This window comes from Pseudarthrobacter sp. NCCP-2145, from assembly GCF_023708005.1.
Taxonomy (GTDB): Bacteria; Actinomycetota; Actinomycetes; order Actinomycetales; family Micrococcaceae; genus Arthrobacter; species Arthrobacter oxydans.
Map to the genome: position 1 here is coordinate 35,147 of NZ_BRCG01000009.1, position 25,467 is coordinate 60,613.

Annotated in this window: 19 protein-coding genes; 10 read left to right on the top strand and 9 right to left on the bottom strand. The window is 66.8% G+C overall.

Translation table 11 applies throughout. The features are described from left to right. Positions 1–65: 65 nt before the first annotated feature. The 4 genes from NFU08_RS09660 to NFU08_RS09675 are packed head-to-tail and all read right to left on the bottom strand — an operon-like array spanning position 66 to position 5,262. Positions 66–878 carry a bifunctional allantoicase/(S)-ureidoglycine aminohydrolase gene (locus tag NFU08_RS09660; RefSeq protein WP_174177266.1) on the bottom strand — a complete coding sequence of 271 codons (813 nt, stop codon included), beginning with the start codon at positions 876–878 and terminating at the stop codon, positions 66–68. A 16-nt stretch (positions 879–894) separates the two neighbouring features. Continuing rightward, a complete protein-coding gene (locus NFU08_RS09665; RefSeq protein ID WP_251422623.1) occupies positions 895–2,172 on the bottom strand; it encodes a DUF6986 family protein in 1,278 nt (425 codons plus the stop codon). Positions 2,173–2,175: 3 nt separating this feature from the next. Beyond that, on the bottom strand, positions 2,176–3,774 hold the full coding sequence (gene aceB, locus NFU08_RS09670; RefSeq protein ID WP_174177262.1) for a malate synthase A: 1,599 nt from the start codon (positions 3,772–3,774) through the stop codon (positions 2,176–2,178). A 39-nt stretch (positions 3,775–3,813) separates the two neighbouring features. After that, complete coding sequence (locus NFU08_RS09675) at positions 3,814–5,262, bottom strand: NAD-dependent malic enzyme (RefSeq protein WP_251422626.1); 1,449 nt, start codon at positions 5,260–5,262, stop codon at positions 3,814–3,816. A 209-nt stretch (positions 5,263–5,471) separates the two neighbouring features. Here NFU08_RS09675 and NFU08_RS09680 point away from each other — a divergent pair, with 209 nt between their 5' ends. After that, positions 5,472–6,227, top strand: a complete 756-nt coding sequence (locus tag NFU08_RS09680; protein ID WP_104189556.1) for an IclR family transcriptional regulator — start codon at positions 5,472–5,474, stop codon at positions 6,225–6,227. A 92-nt stretch (positions 6,228–6,319) separates the two neighbouring features. On the opposite strand, the gene NFU08_RS09685 is transcribed toward NFU08_RS09680, so the two are convergent. Together NFU08_RS09685 and pucL are read right to left on the bottom strand one after the other, a co-directional pair. Next, positions 6,320–7,831, bottom strand: coding sequence for a nucleobase:cation symporter-2 family protein (locus NFU08_RS09685; protein ID WP_174177258.1), 1,512 nt, complete (start codon positions 7,829–7,831; stop codon positions 6,320–6,322). Positions 7,832–8,013: 182 nt separating this feature from the next. After that, entirely contained in the window at positions 8,014–8,922 is a 909-nt protein-coding gene (gene pucL, locus NFU08_RS09690) for a factor-independent urate hydroxylase (RefSeq protein WP_174177256.1), read from the bottom strand. A gap of 359 nt (positions 8,923–9,281) precedes the next feature. Here pucL and NFU08_RS09695 point away from each other — a divergent pair, with 359 nt between their 5' ends. After that, a complete protein-coding gene (locus NFU08_RS09695; protein ID WP_174177254.1) occupies positions 9,282–9,470 on the top strand; it encodes a hypothetical protein in 189 nt (62 codons plus the stop codon). On the opposite strand, the gene NFU08_RS09700 is transcribed toward NFU08_RS09695, so the two are convergent. Further along, positions 9,467–10,834, bottom strand: a complete 1,368-nt coding sequence (locus NFU08_RS09700) for an 8-oxoguanine deaminase (protein WP_251422629.1) — start codon at positions 10,832–10,834, stop codon at positions 9,467–9,469. The genes NFU08_RS09695 and NFU08_RS09700 overlap by 4 nt on opposite strands. A gap of 402 nt (positions 10,835–11,236) precedes the next feature. Here NFU08_RS09700 and NFU08_RS09705 point away from each other — a divergent pair, with 402 nt between their 5' ends. From NFU08_RS09705 to NFU08_RS09735, 7 genes are all read left to right on the top strand, one after another. Continuing rightward, a complete protein-coding gene (locus tag NFU08_RS09705) occupies positions 11,237–11,731 on the top strand; it encodes a nucleoside deaminase (protein WP_174177249.1) in 495 nt (164 codons plus the stop codon). Positions 11,732–11,746: 15 nt separating this feature from the next. Further along, the gene (locus NFU08_RS09710; protein ID WP_251422632.1) at positions 11,747–13,267 is read left to right on the top strand and encodes an NCS2 family permease; all 1,521 of its coding nucleotides are present in this window, start codon (positions 11,747–11,749) and stop codon (positions 13,265–13,267) included. Positions 13,268–13,428: 161 nt separating this feature from the next. Continuing rightward, positions 13,429–14,670: an XdhC family protein gene (locus NFU08_RS09715; RefSeq protein WP_251422636.1), complete on the top strand. Its 1,242-nt coding sequence runs from the start codon at positions 13,429–13,431 to the stop codon at positions 14,668–14,670. After that, positions 14,661–15,581: an FAD binding domain-containing protein gene (locus tag NFU08_RS09720; protein ID WP_251422639.1), complete on the top strand. Its 921-nt coding sequence runs from the start codon at positions 14,661–14,663 to the stop codon at positions 15,579–15,581. The genes NFU08_RS09715 and NFU08_RS09720 overlap by 10 nt, the downstream gene beginning before the upstream one ends. Positions 15,582–15,584: 3 nt before the next feature. Next, positions 15,585–18,416, top strand: a complete 2,832-nt coding sequence (locus NFU08_RS09725; protein ID WP_251422642.1) for a molybdopterin-dependent oxidoreductase — start codon at positions 15,585–15,587, stop codon at positions 18,414–18,416. Between the two features lie 76 nt (positions 18,417–18,492). Beyond that, on the top strand, positions 18,493–19,473 hold the full coding sequence (locus tag NFU08_RS09730; protein ID WP_251422645.1) for an aldo/keto reductase: 981 nt from the start codon (positions 18,493–18,495) through the stop codon (positions 19,471–19,473). A 21-nt stretch (positions 19,474–19,494) separates the two neighbouring features. Continuing rightward, positions 19,495–20,166, top strand: coding sequence for a uracil-DNA glycosylase (locus NFU08_RS09735; protein WP_251422648.1), 672 nt, complete (start codon positions 19,495–19,497; stop codon positions 20,164–20,166). On the opposite strand, the gene nboR is transcribed toward NFU08_RS09735, so the two are convergent. Next, positions 20,163–20,792 (bottom strand): nicotine blue oxidoreductase, encoded by a 630-nt coding sequence (gene nboR, locus NFU08_RS09740; RefSeq protein ID WP_251422651.1) that lies wholly within the window; start codon positions 20,790–20,792, stop codon positions 20,163–20,165. The genes NFU08_RS09735 and nboR overlap by 4 nt on opposite strands. Before the next feature lie 24 nt (positions 20,793–20,816). Next, the gene (aceE, locus tag NFU08_RS09745; protein ID WP_251422653.1) at positions 20,817–23,579 is read right to left on the bottom strand and encodes a pyruvate dehydrogenase (acetyl-transferring), homodimeric type; all 2,763 of its coding nucleotides are present in this window, start codon (positions 23,577–23,579) and stop codon (positions 20,817–20,819) included. Positions 23,580–23,891: 312 nt separating this feature from the next. On the opposite strand from aceE, the gene NFU08_RS09750 reads away from it, so the two are divergent. Further along, the gene (locus tag NFU08_RS09750) at positions 23,892–25,460 is read left to right on the top strand and encodes an NCS1 family nucleobase:cation symporter-1 (RefSeq protein WP_251422656.1); all 1,569 of its coding nucleotides are present in this window, start codon (positions 23,892–23,894) and stop codon (positions 25,458–25,460) included. Positions 25,461–25,467 lie beyond the last annotated feature (7 nt).

Below are 25,467 nucleotides of genomic sequence, written 5' to 3' on the forward strand. Positions count from 1 at the left end.
GGCAGCAGCACATGTCCTTTTGGTGGCCCACTACGGCATGTGCTGCTACGTGGCTGGAAAGAGGGTCAGGTGAGGCGGACCTGCCGGTTCATGTCCTTGTAGAGCAGGTAGCGGAACTCGCCCGGCCCGCCGGCATAGCAGGCCTGCGGGCAGAAGGCGCGCAGCCACATGAAGTCGCCTGCCTCCACCTCCACCCAGTCGTTGTTCAGCAGGTACATGGCCTTGCCCTCGAGGACGTAGAGGCCGTGTTCCATGACGTGGGTTTCGGGGAACGGGATGACGCCGCCGGGCTGGAACGTCACGATGTTCACCTGCATGTCGTGGGCGAGGTCGCTGGAATCCGTGAAGCGGGTGGTCTTCCAGGCGCCGTCGGTGTCCGGCATCGCCGTCGGCTCCACGTCCTTTTCGTTGGTGACGAAGGACTTGGCCTCGTAGCCCTCAAGGCGTTCGTAGGCCTTGCGGATCCAGTGGAAGGACACAACGTCGTCGGATACGTTCTCCAGGCCCCACTCCGAACCGGCCGCCAGGTAGGCGTAGCCGCCTTCCTCCAGCTGGTGCAGTTCACCGTCGAGGGTGAGGCTGACCTTGCCGCGGGTCACGAAGATGACGCCTTCCACCCCGGCCTCGAACTCGGCCTTGGGGGCGCCGCCGCCCGGGCCGATCTCCACGATGAGCTGCGAGAACGTGGTGGCGAAGCCGGAGATGGGTCGGGCGATGATCCAGGACCGGGTATTCGAGAAACCGGGCAGGTTGGACGTGACGATGTCCGTCATGACGCCCTTCGGGATTACCGTGTACGCCTCGGTCACGATGGCGCGCTCGGTGGTCAGGTGGGTCTGCGGCGGCAGTCCGCCGGTGGGGGAATAGTACTTGCCCATGAAAATTGATCCTTACCTAGGAGTTGGACGTGGTGGCGAGCCGCGGGTGCGCCAGCACTGTGAGCTGCGGAATTCCGACGCCGGCCAGCGCCTGGACTTCCTCGGCACCGACGGCGCCGCACTGGACGCCGCGGAGGACGAAGGCGGCCAGGGCGCGGGCCGTGGCGGGTTCATCCATGACGCCGCCTTCGGTCTGTTCCACGTAGTTCCGCAGCCGGGCCGCGGCAGCGGGGAGTCCTTGCCGGTAGAAGGCATAGGTGGCGGCGAACCGGCTGGGCAGCTGGGCCGGGTGCAGGTCCCAGCCCTGGTAGAAGCCGCGTTCCAGCGACCGCCGGACCAGGCGGCCGTGCAGCTGCCAGGCGTTTTCCACGTTGTCGCCCACGGGGATGATGTTGGTGGACCCGTCCGAGAGACGGATGCCGGTGCCGGCCACTGCCAGCTGCATGACTTCCTTGGCGAAGTCCGCCACCGGGTGCTCCATGGACTGGTACTCGGCAGAGATCTGCAGGGAGGCGGAATAGTCGTAGGTTCCGTAGTGCAGGCCGCTGATCCGGCCGGGGACGGCGTGCGGCAACTGCGCCACCGGAGAGGTGCCGTCCGGACCCAGGATGAGCTGCGGGGTTTCCACCTGGACCTCGAAGCGGAGTCGGCCGGCGGGGAGGGAGTGGACCTCTTCCAGCCGGGACACGGCATAGTCCATGGCCTGGACCTGGGCCACGGTGGTGACCTTGGGCAGGGTCAGGACCAGTCCCTCGGGAAGTTCGCCAGCCGCTGCGAGCCCGGAGACAAAGAGGTCCAGCGTCCGGAGCCCTCGGGCCCTCGTGGGCGCCTCGAAGCACTTGAACCGGATGCCGATGAACGGGGGAGCGGACCCGGCCGCGACGGCGGCGGCCACCGCTGCTGCTGCTGCCACGGCGGCGGCGTCCTCGGCGTCGTCGCCCCTGTCCCCGAACCCGTCCTCGAAATCGAGCCGCAGGTCCTCGACCGGCTCACTGTCCAGCTTCGCTTCCACGCGGGCCGCGACGGCCTCAGCCAGCGCGTCATCCTGGCCCAGCAGCGTGCCCAGGCGTTCCAGCCCGCCGTGGCCGGCCGCCGTCGCCATCGCCTGCGCGCCCCAGTCAGCTGCGAACGACGGCGTAAACCGGTCTGCGGGGACGTACACGGTGTGGACGGGCTGGCGGGAGCCGTCGTCGCCCGGGTAGTTCCGCTCCAGCAGGTGGTCCGTCGCGGCGAGCTGCGCGTCGATGGCCGCCAGGTCGCCCACGGACAAGGACGGTTTGGGTGTTTCCGCCATGCCTCAGCCCACCAGTTCGTAGGCCGGGGTGGTGAGGAAATCCGTGTAGTCCTCCGAGAGGCAGATGTCGGCGATCAGTTCGCTGGCGGGCTGGTAGTAGCGGCGGAAGGCTTCGTCGCCGAATTCGGTCCGCAGCCGCTCGGTTTCCTCGCCCAGGATCCGTTCCACCAGCTCACGGGTCACGGTGTTGCCCGTGTCCGCCAGGACGGACTTGTTGCGGATCTGCTGCCAGACCTGTGAGCGGGAGATTTCCGCCGTGGCAGCATCCTCCATGAGGTTGTGGATGGCAACCGCGCCGTTTCCGGACAGCCATACCGCGGTGTAGGCCACGGCGACATACAGGTTCAGGCGCAGTCCGGACTCCGTCACCTGGCCCTCGGCGGACGAAACGTCCAGCAGCTGCTCCGCCGTGACGTTGACCTCCGGCCGCTGCTTGTCCAGCTGGTTGGGCCTGCTGCCCAGGACGGAGTCGAAGACCTCGCGGCAGGTGGGCACCAGGTCGGGGTGGGCAACCCAGGAGCCGTCGAAGCCGTCGTTGGCCTCACGCGTCTTGTCCGCGCGGACCTTGGCGAAGGCAGCCTCGGTCACCTCAGGGTGGCGGCGGTTGGGGATGACGGCGGCCATGCCGCCCATCGCGAAGGCCCCGCGCTTGTGGCAGGTCTTGACCAGCAGTTCGGTGTAGGCGCGCATGAACGGTGCCGTCATGGCCACCGAGGCGCGGTCCGGCAGCACAAATTCCTCGCCGGCGTCCCGGAAGTACTTGATGATGCTGAACAGGTAGTCCCAGCGGCCTGCATTCAGGCCGGAAGCGTGGTCCCGCAGTTCGTAGAGGATCTCGTCCATCTCGAACGCGGCCGGGATGGTCTCGATCAGCACGGTGGCGCGGACGGTCCCCTGGCCCAGGCCCAGGTAGTCCTGCGCGAAGACAAAGACGTCATTCCACAGCCGCGCCTCAAGGTGGCTTTCCATCTTGGGCAGGTAGTAGTACGGTCCCTGGCCGTTGAGGACCAGCTGCTTGGCCACGTGGAAGAAGTGCAGGCCAAAGTCCACCAGTGCGCCTACCGTGGGTTCACCGTTGATGAGCAGGTGCTTTTCGGGCATGTGCCAGCCGCGGGGGCGGGCCACCACGACGGCGAGCGGCGCGTCCGTGCGGAGCCTGTACTCCTTGCCCTCGTCCGAGGTGTAGCTCAGGGTGCCCTGGGCGGCGTCGCGGAGGTTGAGGATGGCGTCGATGACGTTGCCCCAGGTGGGGGTGCTGGCATCCTCGAGGTCCGCGAGCCACACCTTGGCGCCGGAGTTCAGGGCATTGATGGCCATCTTCGCCGGGGAGGCGGGCCCGGTCATTTCGACCCGGCGGTCCTGCAGCGGTGCGGGGGCGGGCGCAACTTTCCAGTCGCCGTCGCGCACGTCCTGCGTCTCCGGCAGGAAGTCGAGCTTTCCGGTCTCGGCCACCCGCTGGCGCTTGGCGGCCCTGGCCGCCAGGAGCTCGTTGCGGGTGCCGGCGAAGCGGGAGTGAAGCTCCTCGATGAATGCCAGCGCCTTGGGGGTGAGGATCTCCTCCGCGCGGTCGATCGGCCGGGGATCTGTGACAGTGATGGCCATTTCTGGTCCTTTCCTTGTGGCTTGCAGTCAGGCAGTGAATCAGGCGCTGGCCAGGGCGGCTTCGGGAGCCGGGGCTGCTTCGGCGGGGGCCGCGGTGGCCACGTTCGCTGCGTGGGCGGCCGCGGCAACAGCTGAGGCAACATCGGCGGCAACATGGGGATCGAAGACGCTGGGGATAATGTAGCTGGCATTGAGCTCTTCGTCAGCTACCCGGTTGGCAATGGCGTCCGCGGCGGCCACCAGCATCTCCGGCGTGATGTCCGAGGCTCCGGCGTCCAGCAGCCCCCGGAAGAAGCCGGGGAATGCCAGCACGTTGTTGATCTGGTTGGGGAAGTCGCTGCGTCCTGTGGCCACCACGGCGGCGTGCTTCGCCGCGAGCACCGGATCGATTTCCGGCGTCGGGTTAGCCATGGCAAACACGATCGCGTCGTCCGCCATCGCGGCGACCTGCTCCTCACCGATCACGTGCGGGGCGCTGACGCCGATGAACACGTCCGCACCCACGAGGGCCTCGTGCAGGGTGCCGTTGAAGCCTTCCTGGTTGGTGTTCGCGGCGATCCAGCTGCGGTGCTCGTCCCCATACTCCTGGCCCGAGTGGATCGCACCGGAGCGGCCCGCTGCAATGATGTGCTGCGCGCCCTGGGCCTTGAGGAGCTGGATGATGGCGGAGCCGGCTGCGCCCACGCCGGAGACCACAATGCGGACCTCGGAGAGCTTCTTGCCCACCACGCGGAGTGCATTGACAAGGGCCGCGAGGGTGACGATCGCGGTGCCGTGCTGGTCGTCGTGGAACACCGGGATGTCCAGTTCCTCGCGGAGGCGGTTCTCGATTTCGAAGCAGCGCGGGGCCGCGATGTCCTCGAGGTTCACGCCGCCGTAGACGGGGGCCAGGGCCTTGACGATGCTGATGATTTCCTCGGTGTCCTGGGTGTCCAGGCAGACCGGCCAGGCATCCACGTTGGCGAACTGCTTGAACAGCGCGGCCTTGCCCTCCATGACGGGCAGGGCGGCTGCCGGGCCGATGTTGCCCAGGCCCAGGACGGCCGAGCCGTCCGTGACAACCGCGATGGTGTTGCGCTTGACCGTCAGGTTGCGGGCCGCCGCGGGGTCCTCGGCAATGGCGAGGCAGACGCGGGCGACGCCGGGCGTGTAGGCGCGGGAGAGGTCGTCACGGTTGCGCAGGGCCACCTTGGGGACAACTTCGAGCTTGCCGCCCAGGTGCATCAGGAAGGTGCGGTCCGAGACGTGCTGGACCGTGACGCCGTCGAGCGCGTTGAGGGCGTCCTTGACGCGGCCTGCGTGCTCATCGTCGGTGGTGTTGCAGGTGACGTCCACAACCAGGGTCTCGTGGTGGGACTCGCTGACGTCCAGGGCAGTGATGGCAGCGCCGACTGCACCCACTGCCGCAGCGAGCTCGCTGGTGGCGCTGAAGCTTGACGGCGCTTCCACGCGCAGGGTGATGGAATTTCCGGGGCTCGGGTTCGCCATTGAATGTCCTCCTGTTGGGCCCAGTGGGCTGCTGTTCCATATCCGAATGTTTTCGTATTATGGATATTATTATCTACTTTGTGGAAACACAAGCCCACGGCGCCCTTCATCGCGCCTGCAGGGGTTGTGCTGTATCTTGGGACTCTAGGGCAATTCTTTTCACGATGCGGATAAGACTTGTCGGAATCCGAGTCCACAGGAGACTGGCCATGGCTGAAAAAGCCGCAGGAGGCGTGCAGTCCGTTGAACGCGTCTTCGAACTGCTCGAACTGATCACTGATGCCGGCGGCGACGTTACCCTCAGCGAGTTGTCGTCATCCACCGACCTGCCGCTGCCCACCATCCACCGCCTGCTGCGCACCCTGGTATCGCTTGGCTATATCCGCCAGCTGCCCAACCGGCGCTACGCCCTGGGCCCGCGGCTGATCCGGCTGGGCGAAGGAGCCAACAAGCAGCTTGGCGCCGTGGCACGGCCGCAGCTGAAAACCCTGGTGGACCGCCTGGGGGAGACGTCCAACATGGCCGTGCTCGATTCGGACATGGTCATCTACGTTGCCCAGGTTCCCTCGCTCCACGCCATGCGCATGTTCACCGAGGTGGGCCGGCGCGCCCATACCCATGCCACCGGCGTCGGCAAGGCCATCCTGGCCCAGCTGGACGACGACGTGGTCCGCGGCATCGTCACCCGTGCCGGGATGCCCACCCCCACGCCCAAGAGCATCGGGGACATTGACGACCTCCTGGCCGACCTCAAGCTCATCCGGGAACGCGGCTACTCCATCGACGAGGAGGAGCAGGAACTGGGCGTCCGCTGCTTCGCGATGGCTGTGCCCAACGCCCCCACCCCCACCGCCATTTCGGTGTCCGGCCCCGTGTCACGCGTGGACGAGCACTTCGCCGACAAGGCGGTGCCCGTCCTCCGCGAGGCTGCGGAAGCCATCTCCCTGGAGATGAACCGCACCTGATCCGCCCCCGCGCCGACGCCGGCGGCGGCCTGCCCTTTCCGGGACGGGCCGCCGCCGCTTTTTTATGCCGTGTTCCTGGTGCGCAGGCGTTCCTAGTGGTCCGATGCCTTTTCGGAGGACTGGACCGGAACTTCCTTGCCGTCGCAGTCGATGAGCTTGCCGCCTTCGAAGCGGTCGCCGTCGGCCAGGCACTTGAGGTCTTCCTCCCGGACCACCCGTCCGGTGCCGGCCACGAAGACAGACTGGTTTTCGGAGTTGCCTGCCTGAAGGTGGTTGAACAACAGGTTCAGCAGGATGGCCATGACGGCGGCCGAGCTGATGCCGGAGTGGAAGATGGTGCTGAACCAGGACGGAAACTGGTCATAGAAGGTGGGCGCGGCGATGGGGATCATGCCAAAGCCGATGGACGCTGCCACGATGATGAGGTTCATGTTGTTCTTGTACTCCACCTTGGCGAGCGTCCGGATGCCGCTGGCGGCCACCGTGCCGAACAGGACAATTCCTGCCCCGCCGAGAACCGCGGTGGGGACTGCTGCGACAACGCGGCCCATGACGGGCAGCAGACCGAGGATCACCAGAATGACGCCGCCTGCGGCCACAACGTAGCGGCTCTTGATTTTGGTGACAGCCACCAGGCCGACGTTTTGTGCGAACGCGCTCTGGGTGAACGAGCCGAAGATCGGGGCGATCAGGCTGGATCCCATATCTGCACGGAGTCCTGCGGCGATCCGCTTGGAATCGACTTTGGTCCCGACGATTTCACCGACTGCCAGGATGTCTGCCATCGTCTCCGTGAGGATGACCAGCACCACGATCACCATGGAGATGATGGCGGCGATTTCGAAGGTGGGGGCGCCGAGATGGAACGGGGTGGGGAAGGCCGCGATGGGTCCCTGGCCCACCTTGGAGAAGTCCGCCATGCCGGTCACGACGGCGATGACGGTGCCGCCCACCATGGCGAGGAGGATGGACAGGCGGGAAATGGTGGCGCTGCCGACCTTGCTCAGGAGCAGGACGAGGGCCAGTGTTACGCCGGCGAGGCCGATGTTGGCCATACTGCCGTAATTCTCTGCGGTCCGGTTGCCGCCCATGGCCCAGTTGGCGGCGACGGGCATCAGCGTAAGGCCGATGGTGGTGATGACGGTCCCGGTTACTACCGGCGGGAAGAACCGCACGATTTTGGAAAAGACCGGGGCGATCAGCAGGCCGATGGCCGCGGATACGATCACCGCGCCGAAGACGGCCGGCAATCCGCCTCCGCCGCTGACGATGGCCACCATGGTGGCGACACTGGCGAAGGACACACCCTGCACCAGGGGAAGCTGGGAGCCAAAGAACGGAACGCCGATGGTCTGCAGCAGGGTGGCCAGGCCGCCCATGAAGAGCGCCGCGGCAATGAGGATGCCGATGTCGGCAGGGGAGAGGCCCGCGGCCTGGCCCACAATCAGGGGGACGGCGATGATGCCGCCGTACATGGTGAGGACGTGCTGGAACCCGTAGGCAAAGCTGCTCCCGACGGACAACCGTTCGTCCTCCGGCCGGTGGGAGGCGGGGCGCTTGCCGTGCTTCTTGGCGTCGGCTTTGAGGGTGTTCTTGATGTTCATGGCAGACTTTCTGGTTCATGGCAGACGTCATCGTCTGGCTAACGTTGTCTGGCTAACAGGGTTCTAAAGGCGAGGGGTGCGGGTCCGGAGTTTTTGTCCACCTATGCGGACTTCAGAGGCTCAGAAGCCGTCTTATCTGGAACAAAAACTCCGGACCGGATGGTGTTAGTGGGGCTGCGTGCCTAGCAGAAGCCAGCGATGCCGGACCAGGCGATGGCCGCCGGGGCGGCGTCCTCGCGCTGGACGGTGGCCTCGATCAGGCCGTAGGGCCGGTCCGCCGCGTAGAAGACCTCGTTGGGGTTGTCGAGGCCGAACGGGGAGAGGTCCACGAGGAAGTGGTGCTTGTTGGGCATCGAGAACTTGATCTCGTCGATCTCGCTGTGGGCTTCAAGCACCTTGGTTCCCATATCGAAGAGGGTCTGCTGGAGGGCGTGGGAGTACTTCTCCGTGAAGCCCTCGAGCAGGAGCCCCTTGACGTCGTCGTAGTTCTTGTTGAAGTCCAAGGCGCTGAAGTCCGTTCCGGTCTTGAAGCGCCAGCGGGCCGAGACGTCGGTAGCCAGGATGCGGTCGGTGGTTTCCTGGAGGGTTGTGTACCTGTCCTTCGGGTAGCCAACGAAGCCGGACTGGGTGGACTTCAGCACGGTGAGGTCCTTGAGTCCGGAAATGAGGTGCGTGGTGGCGCCGTCACGGACCAGGACCGCGGTGCGGACCTCTTGGCCGTTGCGCACGAAGGAGTGGTCGTGCTCAGCGCCGTGGGCCTGGATGCGGTTCCAGCTGTAGGACTCGGCTTCCCAGCGGCCGCCGGTCACCCAGTCGAAGCTGGAGGTGAAGTGCTCGCCGAGGCGCAGCAGGAATGCTTCGGGCGATCCTACGCCGTCGCGGGCAAAGGCGTAGATGGTGTTTTTCTGGGTGTCCGTGGCCACCACGTGGGCGTTGTCGCCCTCAAGGTGGGCCGCGGCGAAATCCCCCCGCAGTTGCGAGGTGACGTTGAGGTCTTCGATCTCGTGGCGGTCGCTGTCGCGGGTGATCTTGACGACCCGGACCTCGGCCTTTCCGTACTGGTTCTCGCCGAGGATGATGTTGCTGCTCATGGTCTGTTCCCAACTTCCGGTAAGTGGAACCTAGGTTCCATCACTGAAATTAAGCGCGCATTTCAAGCGCGTTTCCGGTGGAGCCGACCCAACAAAAAAGAGCCGGCATCCATTGATGCCAGCTCATTACGACCCTGCCTGCTGCTCCCAGGTTACGTGACATGCGCCACGAATTGACAACCAGCGTACCCCCGCCAGGCCGGTGGTGTACATCACAAGTTGAAAATTCGTTTTGCGACCGCCGGGGCCGCGGCCTCTTGACCTCCCCGAAGCCTGACCCTAGAGTATTCCGTATAGCAAAACTTTATTTCCGCTCAGCGGAATTAGAGCACTAGCGAACTACCTCGGAGGAGGATCAGATGTACCAGCAGGACACAACGCCGGTTGCACCGGCACAGGCGGCGGCGCCGGCAGTTCCGGAGTTCTACCTTCCCCTCGGGGGCGGCACGGATCCAGATTTCAACCTTCCGGCCGACCGGGAACACGTTCCCGGCAGGATTTCCCGCTGGATCCACGCCCTGCCGGGCTTCGGCGGCCGGCGGTCCTAGCCCCCCACCAGCCGGCGGGCTGCCGCTGAGTGTTCGGCGATAAGGCCGGCGACGTCGAGTCCCGGAATCGTGCCGTCCACCACGCGCCACCGGCCGCCGACCATCACGCGGTCCGCCCGGTCCGCGGCGCACAGCAGCAGCGCGGCAACGGGGTCGTGGCTGCCGGAAAAGCGCAGGCCGTCCAGCCGGAACAAGGCCAGGTCCGCCTGCATTCCCGGCGCCAGCTGGCCCAGTCCGGGGCGGCCCAGCACGGCAGCCGATCCCCGGGTGGCCCAGCCCAGCGCCCGCTCCACCGGAACGTCCGCCCCATACCGAAGCCGCTGGAGATACAGCGCCTGCCGCGCCTCCAGGATCATGTTCGAGGCATCGTTCGACGCCGATCCGTCCACTCCCAGCCCCACCGGCACTCCCGCGTCCTCCAGTTCCAGCACTCGGGCGGTCCCCGAGGTCAGGCGCATGTTCGACGTGGGGCAGTGGGCGACGGCGGTGCCCGCTGCTCCCAGCCGGATGATCTCGGCGTCGCTGAAGTGGATGCCGTGGCCCAGCCAGGTGCGGTCGGTCAGCCAGCCCACGCTGTCCAGGTAGTCCACGGTGCGCAGCCCGAACATCTCCCGGCAGAAGTCCTCCTCATCCAGGGTTTCCGCCAGGTGGGTGTGGAGGCGCACGTCCAGGCGCTCCGCAAGGGCTGCGCTCCCGGCCATGATCTCCTTGGTCACCGAAAAGGGCGAGCATGGGGCGAGGGCTATCTGGATCACGGCATCGTCGCCGCGCTCGTGGTACTGCTGCACCAGCCGCTCACTGTCCGCCAGGACCACCTCCGGCGCCTGCACCGTTGACTGGGGCGGCAGGCCGCCGTCGTCCGCTCCCAGGGTCATGGACCCGCGGGTGAGGGTGGCCCGCATTCCCAGCCGCCGGACGGTTTCCACCTGGATATCGATGGCGTCCTCCAGCCCGGCCGGAAAGAGATAGTGGTGGTCGGCCGCCGTGGTGCACCCCGAGAGCAGGAGCTCGGCCAGTGCCACGGTCGACGCCAGCTCGAGGTCCCGCGGCGTCAGCCGGGCCCACACCGGATACAGGTTCTGCAGCCAGGGAAACAGCGGAACGTTCGCTGCGGGACCCCATGCCCGGGTGAGGGTCTGGTAGAAGTGGTGGTGCGTGTTGATGAGGCCAGGCAGCAGCACGTGGCTGCCGGCGTCGAAGGTTTCCTGGCAGGGTTCGGAGGGGCTTTGCCCGGCAGCCAGTACTTCCGCGATGAGCCCGGCACTGACCACCAGGCCGCCGGAGGCATCCAGGCCGTTGGCGGTGAAGGCGGCCTGCGGGTTCCTGATCCACAGCCGGGGAGCGGGGGCGGGGGAAGGGTTCATGGGTTGTCCTTGCCTGAGCGCAGTTGGAATTAATCCAGCTCAGTGAACCCCTGTCTGCTGATCCAGGGCCCGCCGTCCGGGGGAGTGCGGGTGGGATCAGAGTAGGGTGCTGCCCGGGACGCGTCAACGCCGGCGGATTGTGACTACGCGCCGGCCGGGCGGCTGTGAACTGCAGGAAACATGGATTTCACATTGCGGAATAAAGTTTTCAGAAAACTATGGCGCGGACCACAATCCGGTGCTAACCTCGATCTTGCCAAAGGCGGGCACCCGGTTCCCGGGAAGCTATCTACCAGGCGCAACTTAACCTTCACAGCACATGCTGAAGCCTGGTAACCGTCGCACCTGGTTCTACTGGTCCTGCAAGCGGCATCAGGCTTCCCGGCAAAAGGAAGTCGCATCATGAGTACCACCGTCACGGCCGAACAGTTTCTGGCCAGATCCATCAGGTTGGCCACGGCCAACGTCCTCAACAGCGGCGGACCCTTCGGGGCGATGATCGTCACGGCCGACGGCCAAACGTTCGACGGCGTCAACCGCGTCACCGCGGACAACGATCCCACCGCCCACGCCGAGGTCACCGCCATCCGCACGGCCTGCCGCGAACTCGGCACCTTCGACCTCACCGGCGCCACCCTCTACACCAGCTGCGAGCCGTGCCCCATGTGCCTGGCCTCCGCGCTCTGGGCCCGGGTGGAGCGGGTCGTGTTCGCCGCAGACCGGCACGACGCCGCCTCCGTGGGTTTTGACGACGCCGTCTTCTATGAATACTTCGAGAACCAGGACAGGAACTCCCTGATGCCGGTCTCGAAGCTGGAGCTGGACGATCCGCAGGCACCCGCCCCGCTGGAGCCGTTCACCACCTGGAACACGCTCGAGTCCAGGATCGACTACTAGGCCCGGCGGCTCACCATGACCATCCTGGACAATTCCCACGAGGAGCATTCGGCTCCAAGCCCCCGCACCCCAAAGCCCGCAACGCGCGGCCCCAGGCCGCCGGCACCGGACTCTTTCCTGGACCGGTTCTTCCAGATCACCCAGCGCGGCTCCACGCTTGCGCGGGAGTTCCGCGGAGGCCTGGTCACCTTCTTCACCATGGCGTACATCGTCATCCTCAACCCCCTGATCCTGGGCGGCTTCAGCGCGGACAACGCGCCCACCGACGTCGCCGGCGGCTGGCTCTCCGCCGCGCAGGTGGGCGCCGTCACCGGACTGACAGCCGGCGTCATGACCATCCTCTTCGGACTCGTCGCCAACCTGCCGTTCGGACTCGCAGCCGGGCTCGGCATCAACTCCTTCCTGGCCGTCTCGGTGATCCAGGAGGTCACCTGGGCAGAAGCCATGGGGCTGGTGGTGATCAACGGCTTCCTGATCGTCCTGTTCGGCATCACCGGCGCCCGGACCGCCATCTTCCGGGCCGTCCCCCGGGAACTGAAGGCCGCCATCACCGTGGGCATCGGCCTGTTCATTGCCTTCATCGGCTTCGTGGACTCCGGCTTCGTCAAGGCGACGACGGGCGGCCCGCCCGTCCAGCTGGGCACCGGCGGCTCCATCACCTCCGTCCCCACCCTGGTGTTCGTGGTCGGCCTGCTGGCCATGGGCATCCTGGTGGCCCGCAAGGTCCAGGGCGGCCTGCTGATCGGCATGGTGGCCACCACCGTCCTCGCGGCCATTGTGGAGGCTGTCCTGAAGATCGGCCCGGCCAGCGCCGCCAACCCCGGCGGCTGGCACCTGAACACCCCCGTGCTCTCCGGCCAGCTGGTGTCCGCCCCGGACCTGGGCCTGGTGGGCCAGTTCGACCTGTTCGGCGCCTTCGGCCGGATCGGCGCGCTTGCCGCCACCATGCTGGTGTTCACCCTGGTGTTCACCAACTTCTTCGACGCCATGGGCACCATGACCGGCCTCGCCAAAAGCGCCGGCGTCGCCCACAAGGACGGCACGTTCCCGCGGCTGAAGTCCGCCTTCATCGTGGAAGGCTTCGGCGCCGTGGCCGGCGGGGCAACATCGGGCTCCTCCAACACGGTATATATCGACTCCGCCGCCGGCATCGGCGAAGGCGCCCGCACGGGCCTGGCCTCCGTGGTCACGGGCGTGCTGTTCCTCGGCTCGATGTTCCTCACCCCGCTGACCAGCGTGGTTCCGCTGGAGGTCGCCGCTGCCGCCCTGGTGGTGGTTGGCGCCATGATGATGGCGCAGATCCGCGAGATCAAATTCAGCAAGTTCTCCGTGGCCCTGCCCGCCTTCCTCACCATCGTGACCATGCCGCTGAGCTATTCGATTGCCAACGGCATCGGCGTGGGCTTCATCAGCTGGGCCATCATCGGCGCGGCGTCCGGGAAAGCCAAGAAAGTCCATCCGCTGATGTGGGTGGTCAGCGCCGGATTCCTGGTGTACTTCGCCCGCGGACCCATCAACCTGCTGCTCGGCGCCTGAGCGCACCGGTTCCGGGCATCCGCCCCCGCGACCCGGGAGCGGATGTCCGGAACTGCAGCGCATTTTCCGACCCACACGCTTCCAGGACCACATGCTTTCCGAACCAGCCCGCAGCAACGACAATATGGACACCACCGCAGCGCGGAAGAAGGAGTGCCGCCATGCTTGACTTGATCCCGTCACTGGGAACCTGGGCGCCGGCCCTGGCCGGACAGCCCTTCGCAGTGGCCACCATCGTGCGCGCCAGCGGTTCCGTCCCCCGGCCCGTGGGCACCTCCATGCTGGTGTCCGCGGACGGTGCAATCCTGGGCAGCCTCTCCGGAGGCTGCGTCGAAGGCGCCGTCATGGCGGCAGCGCTGGAAGCAATGGACGACGGCGCCACGCGCCTTGAGGCATTCGGCTTCAGCTCCGACGACGCCTTCGCAGCCGGGCTCACCTGCGGCGGAGAACTGGAGGTCCATATCGAGCCTGCCAACAGGAACCGCGGGTGCGCGCTGGGAGAAGCCGTCCGGCAGCTGGCGGGGTACGGGCCGGATGAACCCGTGGCGCTTGTCCGCAGGCTGGACGTCCGCCCTGATGCCGGCGGCAGCGGCGCCGTCGTTCTTCCGGACCCCGGCGCCATCAAGGCAGCCGGACACCGCGGACTGGCCACGCTGCTTGAAAGCAGCGACGGTACCGGCGGCAGCGAACCAACCTGGCGGGCCAGCGCCGCGCAGCTCGAGTCCATGCTCCGTGCCGGCACCACCGGTGTCCTGGACCTGGGCGGAGCAGGGCTGTGCACCAGTGACGCCGCCGTCCTGGTGGAAGCCAGGCTCGCACCGCCGCGCCTGCTCGTCTTCGGTGCCAATGACTTCAGCGCAGCGCTGCTGCCGGCCGCCAAACCGCTCGGCTACCTGGTCACCCTGGTGGATGCCCGCCCGGCTTTTGCCTCCCAGGCACGGTTCAGTGCGGCGGACGAGGTGGTCACCGCGTGGCCGCACCAGTACCTCGCAGCAGAGGCCGCCGCGGGCCGCGTGGATTCCCGAACCGTGATCTGCGTCCTCACCCACGACCCCAAGTTCGACATTCCGCTGCTGGAAGCCGCGCTGACACTGGATGTCGCGTTCATCGGAGCACTCGGCTCACGGCGCAGCCACGCCCAGCGGGTGGGCGCCCTCCTGGACCGGGGGATACTCCCCGGCCGGATCGCCCAGCTCCACTCACCGCTGGGCCTGGACCTCGGCGCGGCAACCCCTGCGGAAGTGGCGGTGTCCGTCCTCGCAGAAGTCATCGCCGCCAGGAACCCGGCGGCCTCCCACCAGCCGTTGAGGGAAACCTCCGGCCCCATCCACCAGCCGGCCGCGCCACCGGCCACCGCGCCGGCACCCACCAACGTTTTGCAGCAGGAGATCGCATGGACATGAACACCATCGAGGCGGTAGTCCCCACCACCGACCCCGCACAATGGCGTGACGGCGACGCATGGCTGGCCGGGGGCACCGTGCTGTTTTCCTACGGCAGCCTTGCGTTCGGGCCGCAGCCGTTGAAGCGGCTGCTCGACCTCGGCAGCGCAGGCTGGACCCCGGTGGCCATCAGTGACGAAGGAATCGAACTCGCCGCCACCTGCACCGTCGCCGAGCTGTATGGACTCCCCGGTTCAGCGGAGGCAGCAGGCCGCGCCTGGCCGGCCCTGGACCTGGTCCGGCCCTGCTGCGACTCCTTCGTGGCATCCTTCAAGGTCTGGAACATGTCCACCGTGGGCGGCAACCTGTGCACGTCCCTGCCCGCCGGTCCGGTCATTTCGCTCTGCGCCGGTTTGGACGGAACAGCCACAGTCCTCGCGCCCGGCGGGACCAGCCGCAGCGTGCCGGTGGCGGACTTCGTCACCGGCGACGCCCGGAACTGCCTGGCACCCGGCGAGCTTCTCCGCAGCGTCTTCCTCCCGGCGTCGGCCCTTGAATCCAGGGTGGCATTCCGCCGCCTGTCCCTCAGCAACCTGGGCAGGTCGGGGGTGCTGCTGGTTGGAAGGCTCGACGGCGGACACCGCCTGGTCCTCACCGTCACCGCCGCCACCAAGCGGCCTGTGCAGCTGCGCTTCGACGAGGTCCCGGAGACCGGGGACCTGGCCGCGGCCATCCGGGAGGCCATCCCTGACGACCTCTACCACAACGACATCCACGGCCTGCCGGCCTGGCGCCGGGACATGACCTACCGCCTTGCGGAAGAGATCCGCGCAGAACTCGCTGCACCCGAAGGGGCCCCCGGACTCCGGGCATCTGGCGACTTCTGGCCGCCGAACCACCGCAGGCTTGACGCACAGCAGGAAGGGGCCTGAAACGTGGCCATCGAAATCAACGGAAAACAGGCGGACGCCGCAACCCGTCCGGGGCAGTGCCTGCGCACCTTCCTGCGGGAACAGGGCAACTTCGGCGTGAAGAAGGGCTGCGACGGCGGAGACTGCGGTGCCTGCACGGTGCACGTGGACGGAACCCCGGTCCACAGCTGTATCTACCCAGCGGTCCGCGCGGAGGGCCGTGCCGTCACCACCATCGAAGGGCTGGCCTTAACTGCCGGCGGGGCTGCGGACCTGCATCCGGTGCAGCAGCAGTTCATGGAGCGGCAGGGGTTCCAGTGCGGTTTCTGCACGGCGGGCATGGTGATGACGGCAGCCACCTTCGACGACGCGCAGAAAGAGAACCTGCCCCGGAACCTCAAGGGAAACCTCTGCCGCTGCACCGGCTACCGCGCCATCTCCGACGCCGTCTGCGGCCATGCCGGGCACCCCGACCCCCGGGGCCAGGGTTCCGGAATCGCGGGGGCAGGCCAGCCGGACCCCGAGCCCGGGCGGCTGGGCGACGACGTCCCGGCCCCCGCCAGCCGCGCAGTGGTCACCGGCACCGCCCGCTACACCCTGGACGTGCCGGCCGACGAGCTGCAGGGCCTGCTGCACCTCAAGCTCCTGCGCTCGCCGCACGCCCACGCGAGGGTGCTGTCCATTAACACCGGGGCCGCCCTGGAGGTGCCGGGCGTCGTGGCGGTCTTTACCCACCAGGACGCGCCGGAGCAGCTGTTTTCCACAGCCCAGCATGAACTGTTCACCGATGACCCGGACGATACCCGGGTGCTGGACGACGTGGTGCGGTTCCGCGGCCAGCGCGTGGCCGCGGTGGTGGCTGAGACGGTGGCCGCCGCCGAGGCCGGGGTGCGGGCCCTGGACGTTGAGTACCAGGAACTCCCGGCTGTCTTCTCACCGCAGGAGGCCCTGCAGCCCGGCGCGCCCCTGGTGCACGGGGAGAAGGACGGAACGGTGTCCCGCATCTCGCGGCCCGGGCAGAACGTGGTGGCCGAGCTCCATTCCGAGCTGGGGAGCGTCGCCGAGGGGTTCGCCGCTGCGGACTTCATCCACGAACAGACCTACCAGACCCAGCGCGTGCAGCACGTGGCCCTGGAAACGCATGCGGCCATCGCCTCCGTGGACAGCGAAGGCCGCCTGCAGGTCCGGACCTCCAGCCAGGTTCCCTTCCTGGTCCGGCGGACCCTGTGCCGGGTCTTCGGGCTCCCGGAGGAGCAGGTGCACGTGCTGGCGGGCCGGGTGGGCGGCGGTTTCGGCGGCAAGCAGGAAGTCCTCACCGAGGACATCGTGGCGCTCGCGGCCCTGAGACTGGGGCGCCCCGTCCAGCTGGAACTGACGCGCACGGAGCAGTTCACTGCCACCACAACACGGCACCCGTTCACCATCAGGCTCAAGGCCGGCGCCAGCGTGGACGGCAGGCTGACAGCCCTGGAACTTGATGTCCTGACCAACACCGGGGCCTACGGCAACCACGGGCCCGGCGTGATGTTCCACGGCTGCGGCGAGTCCCTGGCGGTTTACAGGTGCGGGAACAAAAAAGTGGACGCCCACGCGATGTACACCAACACCGTCCCGGCCGGCGCGTTCCGGGGCTATGGACTGAGCCAGATGATCTTCGCCATTGAATCCGCCATGGACGAGCTCGCGGCCGGCATCGGCATGGACCCCTTTGAGTTCCGCCGCCGGAACATGGTGCGCGAAGGCGACCAGATGCTGTCCACGCAGCCTGATCCCGAGGAAGACGTCCACTACGGCAGCTACGGCCTGGACCAGTGCCTGGGCCTGGTCCGCGATGCCCTTGCCCGCGGCCGGGAGCGTTACCGCGCCGCCGGCCTGGATGAGCTGGGACCGGAGTGGCTGACCGGCGAGGGAACCGCCCTGTCCATGATCGACACCGTGCCCCCGCGCGGGCACTTTGCCCACTCCCGGCTCCGGCTCCTGCCGGACGGGACGTACCAGGCCGACGTCGGAACCGCAGAGTTCGGCAACGGCACCACCACCGTCCACGCCCAGCTGGCCGCCACCGCCCTGTCCACGGAGGCCGCAAAAGTTGCCGTGCGGCAGTCCGATACGGACCTGGTGGAGCACGATACCGGCGCCTTCGGCTCCGCGGGAACGGTGGTTGCCGGAAAGGCCACGCTTGCGGCGGCCGAGGAACTCGCCGTCCGGATCCGCGCCTTCGCCGCCGGCATCCGCCAGACCCAGGCCTCCGCCTGCGTCCTCGCCGGGGACGCCGTGGTGTGCGACGGAACGTCCGTGCCGCTCGCTGAACTGGCGCAGGCGGCTGCGGACGCTGGCGTCGAACTGGCCGCAGAGGGGCGCTGGGGCGGGACGCCGCGGTCCGTTGCCTTCAACGTGCACGGCTTCCGGGTGGCGGTGAACCGCGGCACGGGGGAACTGAAGATCCTGCAGAGCGTGCAGGCGGCGGACGCGGGCGTGGTGGTGAACCCGCGCCAGTGCCGCGGCCAGATCGAAGGAGGCATCGCCCAGGCGATCGGCGCGGCGCTGTATGAGGAGGTGGTGGTGGACGACGCCGGCCGGGTCACCACGGACATCCTTCGGCAGTACCACATCCCCACCTTCGCGGACGTGCCGCGGAGCGAGGTGTACTTCGCGGACACCAACGACAAACTGGGGCCCCTGGGCGCAAAATCCATGAGTGAAAGCCCGTTTAACCCGGTGGCCCCGGCGCTCGCGAACGCCATCCGCAATGCCACCGGAGTGCGGTTCGCCTCGCTGCCCATAGCCCGCGACAAGGTGTACCTGGGACTCAAGGAAGCCGGGCTGGTTCCCAATCTGCAGCGCTCGGCCACCTGAAGATCCGGCGCGGCGCGGCGGGGGCAGCGACCCGTAAAATTCCGGCGTCCCACGGGGCACCCCATATAGTCGAGGGATGGAACAGCGGATTTTAGGCAAGACCGGACGAAATGTCTCCGTCGTGGGGCTCGGCACCTGGCAGCTTGGCGCGGACTGGGGCAACGTTGACCCGGCGCAGGCGCAGGCCATCCTGGCGGCGTCCGCGGAAGCCGGCGTGAACTTCTTCGACACCGCGGACGTCTACGGCGACGGCAAGAGCGAGCAGGCCATCGGGAAGTTCCTCGCGGACAACCCAGGCCTGGACATCACGGTTGCCACCAAGATGGGCCGCCGGATGGACCAGCAGCCGGAGAACTACACCCTGGCCAACTTCCGCCAGTGGGTGGACCGGTCCCGGAAGAACCTGGGCACCGACACCCTGGACCTGGTCCAGCTGCACTGCCCGCCCACCCCGGTGTACAGCAGCGCCGAGGTCTACGACGCTTTGGATACCCTGGTGTCCGAGGGCGCCATCCGCAACTACGGCGTCAGCGTGGAGCGCACGGATGAGGCCCTGGAAGCGATCCGGCACCCTGGCACCGCCTCCGTCCAGATCATCCTGAACGCTTTCCGCCTCAAGCCCCTGGACGAGGTCCTTCCCGCAGCCAAGGCGGCCAACGTGGGCATCATCGCCCGTGTCCCGCTCGCGTCCGGCCTCCTGTCCGGCAAGTACTCGAAGGAAACCACGTTCGCGGAGAACGACCACCGGAATTACAACCGCCAGGGTGACAAGTTCGACGTCGGCGAGACCTTCTCCGGAGTGGACTACGAGCTCGGGCTGAAGGCCGTCGCGGAGTTTGAGCAGCTGGTTCCGGCCGGAGCCACCACCGCCCAGGCGGCCATCGCCTGGATAGCGGCCCAGGACGGTGCCACCACGGTGATCCCCGGCGCGCGCAACGTGGACCAGGCAACGGCCAACGCCGCGGCTGCTGCCGTTCAGGTCAACGAAGAGTTCGAGGCCGGCGTCCGCTGGATCTACGACCACTACTTCCGCGAAGCCATCCACCCGCGCTGGTAGCCGTTCGCTGGGAGCACGCCGGTGACAGACCGTTCCATTGCCTCTTTTGTGGACGGGCTCGCGGCCGTGCCCACGGTGCCGGGCCGCAACAACTTCCTTGACCACAGCCACCCCGGCAATGCCGTGCGCCGGCGCAACCTGGAGCTGTACCTCTCCGAAATGCTGGACCGTTCGCCGAGGGTGCTGCTGCTGGGCGAGGCCCCCGGTTTCAGGGGCATGCGGATCACGGGCGTGCCCTTCACCAACCGCACCATGTTCCAGGGACCGGCCAATATCTTCGGGCTTTTCGGGCCGGACAAAGGCTACGCCCTGCCCGCCGAGGCGGAGGGAGTGGCTGCCGAGCCTACGGCAACGGTCATGTGGGAGGTCCTGGCCGAACTGGACTTCCTGCCTTTGCTGTGGAGTGCCTGCCCCTGGCACACCCACGTGCCGGGAGAACCGCAGTCCAACCGGACGCCGCGGATCACGGAAGCAAAGCTGGGCATGCCCTACTGGCAGTCGCTGGTGGAGCTGTTCAGCATTGAGGTAGTGGTTGCCGTGGGAAACATCGCCCACCGAAGCCTGCAGGCCAGCGGAATGGATGCGCCCAAGGTCCGGCATCCGGCCCACGGCGGGCGCTCGGGCTTCAAGCGGGGCCTGGAGGAGTTGCTCCTGGCTGGAAGCATCACCACGCAGCCCAGCAGGCAGAACTAGTCCAGCAGGTAGAGCTGCTCCGGCGTGTCAACGTCCAGGCCGCTGGAGAGATCACTGCAATCCATCTCGTCCACCAGTTCCGGGTGGTTACGCAGGAAGGCGCGCGCGCCGGCATCGCCGCTCACGGTTGCAGCCACTGCCTGGCGCAGGGAGGTGTCGATCACCAGGGGGTGGCCGCGGCGGAGCCCGCCGTCCCCACCCTGCGCGGCGGCAGCGCCGTCGTCGTACGCCGCTGCGGTGACCCGGCCCGGACGGTGGGACGCGAGCAGCCGCGCCACCGCCAGGGAGGACAGGCCGGGCTGGTCCACGAGCGCAATCATCACGTGATCCCGGGGATCGGCGGCGGCGTTGCCCAGTAGCAGGGAACTCCCCATCCCTGACTGCCATTCATGGTTCACCACCGTGCGGCAGCCGTCCAGCCTGGCGGCGGCCAGGACTTCCTGGGCACCCGCGCCGAGCACCACCACAACCTCGCGGCAGCCTCCGTCGAGCAGCGCTTCAGCGACTGCTTCCACCAGGGGCCGGCCACGGTAGGGAAGCATCGCCTTGGGACCGCGTCCCAACCTGGCGCCGCCGCCGGCCGCGAGCACAACGCCGGTGGTGCCCGCCGCCTCCGTGTTCCGCATAGCCACACCCTAACTCTTGTTGTCTCAGGCGTCGCCGCCGGCCCCGCCGGTGGTTCCGGCGTTCACGTCCAGGAGTTTGTAGCGGTCCATGGCGTACGACGGCGTCCCCTCCTCCACGTCGCCCCTCGCCGCGAGCATTTGCAGCGTCTTCACCACGATGGAGTGCGTGTCGTTCTTGAAGAAGCGGCGCGCTGCGGCGCGGGTGTCGGAGAAGCCGAAGCCGTCCGCGCCGAGCGAGGCGAACTGGTTCGGGAGGAACTGGCGGATCTGGTCGGGGACGGCCTTCATGTAGTCCGAGACCGCAACGACCGGGCCTTGCGCATCAGCCAATTGCTGGGTGACGAAGGGGACGCGGGCGGGTTCGCCGGGGTTGACGAAGGCTTCCTCCTCGGCGGCGAGTCCGTCGCGGCGCAGTTCGTTCCAGGAGGTCACGGACCAGACGTCCGCGGAGACTGACCAGTCTTCGGCGAGGATCCGCTGGGCTTCGAGGGCCCAGGGGACGGAGACGCCGGAGGCGAGGATCTGGGTCTTCGGTCCTGCAAGGTCCGACGCCGACACCCGGTAGATGCCTTTCAGCACACCTTCCACATCGAGGTTCTCCGGTTCGGCGGGCTGGGTGATCGGCTCGTTGTAGACGGTCAGGTAGTACATCAGGTTCCGGTCCTGTGAACCTGCCGCGCCGCCGTCGGACTTTTCCCCGTACATGCGTTCGAGGCCGTCGCGGATGATGTGGCCCATTTCGTAGCCGTAGGCGGGGTCGTAGGTGACGACGGCGGGGTTGGTGGAGGCCAGGAGGGGGGAGTGGCCGTCGGCGTGCTGGAGGCCTTCGCCGGTGAGGGTGGTCCGTCCTGCGGTGGCGCCGATGATGAAGCCGCGGGTCATTTGGTCTGCTGCGGCCCAGAAGGCGTCGCCGGTGCGCTGGAAGCCGAACATGGAGTAGAACACGTAGACCGGGACCAGGGGCACGCCGTGGGTGGCGTAGGCGGTGCCGGCGGCGGTGAAGGCTGCCACGGCGCCGGCTTCGTTGATGCCGGGGTGGATCAGCTGGCCCTGGGCGGATTCCTTGTACGCCAGGACCAGGTCGCGGTCCACGGAGAGGTAGTTCTGGCCCTTGGGGTTGTAGATCTTGGCCGTGGGGAAGAACGCGTCCATGCCGAACGTCCTCGATTCGTCCGGGACGATGGGCACAATCCGGTGCCCGAAGTTCTTGTCCCGGATGAGGTCTTTCAGGAGCCTGACAAAGGCCATGGTGGTGGCGGCCTGCTGTTTTCCCGAGCCGCGTTTGGCAACGTCAAACGTCTTGGGATCCGGCAACGCAACGGCATCATGGGACGACCGGCGTTCAGGAACGGCACCGCCCAGCGCCTTCCGCCGTTCGTGGAGGTAGGCGATCTCCGGTGCATCATGCCCGGGGTGGAAGTACGGCGGGGCATAGGGATCCGCTTCCAGTTGCGCATCGGTAATGGGGATCCGCAGGTAGTCCCGAAACTCCTTGAGGTCCTCGACAGTCAGCTTTTTCATCTGGTGCGTGGCATTCCTGCCTTCAAACCTCGGTCCGAGGCCGTAGCCTTTGACGGTTTTGGCGAGGATGACGGTGGGTTTGCCCTTGAATTCGGTGGCGGCCTTGTATGCGGCGTAGACCTTGCGGTAGTCGTGGCCGCCGCGTTTGAGGTTCCAGATCTGGTCATCGGTGAGGTCCGCGACGAGGTCCTTGGTGGCCGGGTCCTTGCCGAAGAAGTGTTCGCGGACGAACCCGCCGGATTCTGCCTTGTAGGTCTGGTAGTCCCCGTCGGGGGTTTCGTTCATGATCTTCACCAGGGACCCGTCGGTGTCCTTGGTGAGCAGGTCATCCCATTCCCGGCCCCAGACGACCTTGATGACGTTCCAGCCCGCGCCTCGGAAGAACGCCTCGAGTTCCTGCATGATCTTGCCGTTGCCGCGCACGGGCCCGTCCAGGCGCTGGAGGTTGCAGTTGATCACGAAGTTCAGGTTGTCCAGGTTCTCGTTCGCGGCGAGCTGGAGCAGGCCGCGGGACTCGGGCTCGTCCATTTCACCGTCGCCCAGGAACGCCCAGACCTGCTGGTCGGAGGTGTCTTTCAGGCCGCGGTTGTGCAGGTACCGGTTAGACTGGGCCTGGTAGATCGCGTTCATCGGCCCGATGCCCATGGACACGGTGGGGAACTCCCAGAACTCGGGCATCAGGCGCGGGTGCGGGTAGGAGGACAGGGCGTGTCCTTCCTTGGACTTTTCCTGCCGGAACCCGTCCAGGTCCTCCTCCGAGAGCCGGCCTTCCATGAACGCCCGGGCGTACATGCCGGGGGAGGCGTGGCCCTGGAAGAAGACCTGGTCGCCGCCGCCGGGGTGGTCCTTGCCGCGGAAGAAGTGGTTGAAGCCGACCTCGTACAGGGTCGCGGCCCCGGCATAGGTGGAGATATGCCCGCCCACGCCGATGTTCGCCCGCTGCGCCCGGTGCACCATCACCGCGGCGTTCCACCGCATGTACGCCCGGTACCGGCGCTCGTATTCCTCGTTGCCCGGGAACGGTGCTTCCTGGTCCACCGGGATCGTGTTCACGTAATCGGTGGTGGTCACCATCGGCACCCCGACGCTCTGCGCGCCGGCACGCTGCAGCAGGCTCCGCATGATGAATTGGGCACGCTCCGTGCCCTGTTCCCTGATCAACGAATCCAGGGACTCAACCCACTCGGCAGTCTCTTCCGGATCACGATCAGGCAGCTGGTTAGTCAACCCGCTGAGGATATGGGAGGTATCTTCTCCTGCAGCCACGTCAGCCTCTTTTCGTCTTTGAATGCTGGGCCAGTGTTTTCGTATTGTGAGAAAACATTATTGCCGTACGAGATTAGCGACAGGTTGGAAGTGGGGTCAAACACGCTTGGTTCCAGGGCTGCCCAAGCGGCACGTCGGCGCCTGCGAACCGAATGTGACTGCCGGTGCCGCCGAAACTCCTTGACCCAGGGGTGATCCAGGTCATACTCTTATTCCACTTAGCAATATCTACTTTTCGCAATGTGGAATAACAGAACCGGTCCTTCAGGCCAGCGCTCACCACTGCGAATCATTCAAGAACCGGAGATCCCCATGCAGACCCCTCCACCGGTCGGCGTCGAAAAGGCTCCTGACCTGACAATGCCGTCAGACTCTTCAGCCCACTCCGCCACAGGCGTCGAAGCTCTTTGTGAATCAGCCAGCGCAGCTTCAGGCCAGGCCATCAGCCCCACCCTTTACAACGTCGATCTTGCCCCCACCAAGCGCGCCGGCCGAAGCTGGTCCGGCTACAGCATCTTCACCCTCTGGGCCAACGATGTCCACAGCCTCGGCAACTACGCCTTCGCCATCGGACTGTTCGCCCTGGGACTGGGCGGCTGGCAGATCCTGCTGGCACTCGGCATCGGAGCTGCCCTGCTCTTCGGCCTCCTGAATCTCTCAGGATTCATGGGCGTCAAAACCGGGGTCCCCTTCCCGGTAATGAGCAGGATCAGCTTCGGCATCCGCGGCGCCCAAATCGCCAGCCTGCTCCGAGGCGCTGTCGCCGTCGCGTGGTTCGGCATCCAGACCTACCTCGCATCCGTCGTCTTCCGCGTGATGCTCGTGGCCATGTTCCCGGGCCTCGGAGCGCTGGACAAGGACTCCATCCTGGGGCTGTCCACCCTGGGATGGATCGCCTTCGTCATCCTCTGGGTTGTCCAACTGGTCATCGTGAGCTTCGGCATGGAGATGATCCGCAAGTATGAGGCCTTCGCAGGACCGATCATCCTGGTCACCATGGCCGCCATCGCCGTCTGGATCTTCATGGAAGCCGGCGGCGCCATCGCCTGGTCCTCGGACAACGCCCTCGAAGGGCCGCAAATGTGGCTGACAATCTTCGCAGGCGGCGCGCTCTGGGTCTCCATCTACGGCACGTTCGTCCTGAACTTCTGCGACTTCACCCGGTCCGCCGTCTCCAAGAAGGCCGTGGTCAGCGGAAACTTCTGGGGGATTCCCATCAACATGCTCGTCTTCGGCGCCATCGTCGTCGTGATGGCGGGAGGTCAGTTCAAAATCAACGGCACCATCATCGAGAGCCCCTCGGACATCGTCCAGACCATCCCCAACACGCTCTTCCTGGTCCTGGCATGCCTGGCCCTGCTGATCCTGACCATCGCGGTCAACCTCATGGCCAACTTCGTGGCTCCGGTTTACGCCCTCACCAACCTGTTCCCCAAACACCTGGACTTCCGCAAGGCCGCCATCGTCAGCGCCGTCATCGGCCTGGTCATCCTGCCCTGGAACCTCTACAACAACCCGCTGGTCATCGTGTACTTCCTCGGCGGCCTCGGAGCCCTCCTCGGCCCGCTGTTCGGCGTCGTCATGGCTGACTACTGGCTGATCCGCCGCGGCAAGGTCAACGTCCCCGAGCTGTACACAGCCTCGCCGGAGGGCACCTACTACTACAAGAACGGCGTCAACCCCAGGGCCATCATCGCCATGGTGCCGGCCGCCGTCCTTGCTCTCCTCATCGCCTTCGTCCCGGCGCTGGCCGCGGCAGCACCCTTCGCCTGGTTCTTCGCCGCCGGCATCGCAGCCGTTGTGTACTTCTTCATCGCCGACCGCTCACAGCGGCTCGAAGACCGCGACGGCGAGGCCATCGCCGTCGCCAGCAAACACTAAGGATCCC

Excerpts from the sequence above, each read along its gene's own strand:
- NFU08_RS09675 (WP_251422626.1), bottom strand. The coding sequence starts at position 5,262 with ATGGCGAACCCGAGCCCCGGAAATTCCATCACCCTGCGCGTGGAAGCG.
- NFU08_RS09730 (WP_251422645.1), top strand. The coding sequence starts at position 18,493 with ATGGAACAGCGGATTTTAGGCAAGACCGGACGAAATGTCTCCGTCGTG.
- NFU08_RS09665 (WP_251422623.1), bottom strand. The coding sequence starts at position 2,172 with ATGGCGGAAACACCCAAACCGTCCTTGTCCGTGGGCGACCTGGCGGCC.
- NFU08_RS09660 (WP_174177266.1), bottom strand. The coding sequence starts at position 878 with ATGGGCAAGTACTATTCCCCCACCGGCGGACTGCCGCCGCAGACCCAC.
- pucL (WP_174177256.1), bottom strand. The coding sequence starts at position 8,922 with ATGAGCAGCAACATCATCCTCGGCGAGAACCAGTACGGAAAGGCCGAG.
- NFU08_RS09750 (WP_251422656.1), top strand. The coding sequence starts at position 23,892 with ATGCAGACCCCTCCACCGGTCGGCGTCGAAAAGGCTCCTGACCTGACA.
- NFU08_RS09705 (WP_174177249.1), top strand. The coding sequence starts at position 11,237 with ATGAGTACCACCGTCACGGCCGAACAGTTTCTGGCCAGATCCATCAGG.
- NFU08_RS09680 (WP_104189556.1), top strand. The coding sequence starts at position 5,472 with ATGGCTGAAAAAGCCGCAGGAGGCGTGCAGTCCGTTGAACGCGTCTTC.
- aceB (WP_174177262.1), bottom strand. The coding sequence starts at position 3,774 with ATGGCCATCACTGTCACAGATCCCCGGCCGATCGACCGCGCGGAGGAG.
- NFU08_RS09710 (WP_251422632.1), top strand. The coding sequence starts at position 11,747 with ATGACCATCCTGGACAATTCCCACGAGGAGCATTCGGCTCCAAGCCCC.
- NFU08_RS09685 (WP_174177258.1), bottom strand. The coding sequence starts at position 7,831 with ATGAACATCAAGAACACCCTCAAAGCCGACGCCAAGAAGCACGGCAAG.
- NFU08_RS09700 (WP_251422629.1), bottom strand. The coding sequence starts at position 10,834 with ATGAACCCTTCCCCCGCCCCCGCTCCCCGGCTGTGGATCAGGAACCCG.
- NFU08_RS09695 (WP_174177254.1), top strand. The coding sequence starts at position 9,282 with ATGTACCAGCAGGACACAACGCCGGTTGCACCGGCACAGGCGGCGGCG.
- NFU08_RS09715 (WP_251422636.1), top strand. The coding sequence starts at position 13,429 with ATGCTTGACTTGATCCCGTCACTGGGAACCTGGGCGCCGGCCCTGGCC.
- nboR (WP_251422651.1), bottom strand. The coding sequence starts at position 20,792 with ATGCGGAACACGGAGGCGGCGGGCACCACCGGCGTTGTGCTCGCGGCC.
- NFU08_RS09720 (WP_251422639.1), top strand. The coding sequence starts at position 14,661 with ATGGACATGAACACCATCGAGGCGGTAGTCCCCACCACCGACCCCGCA.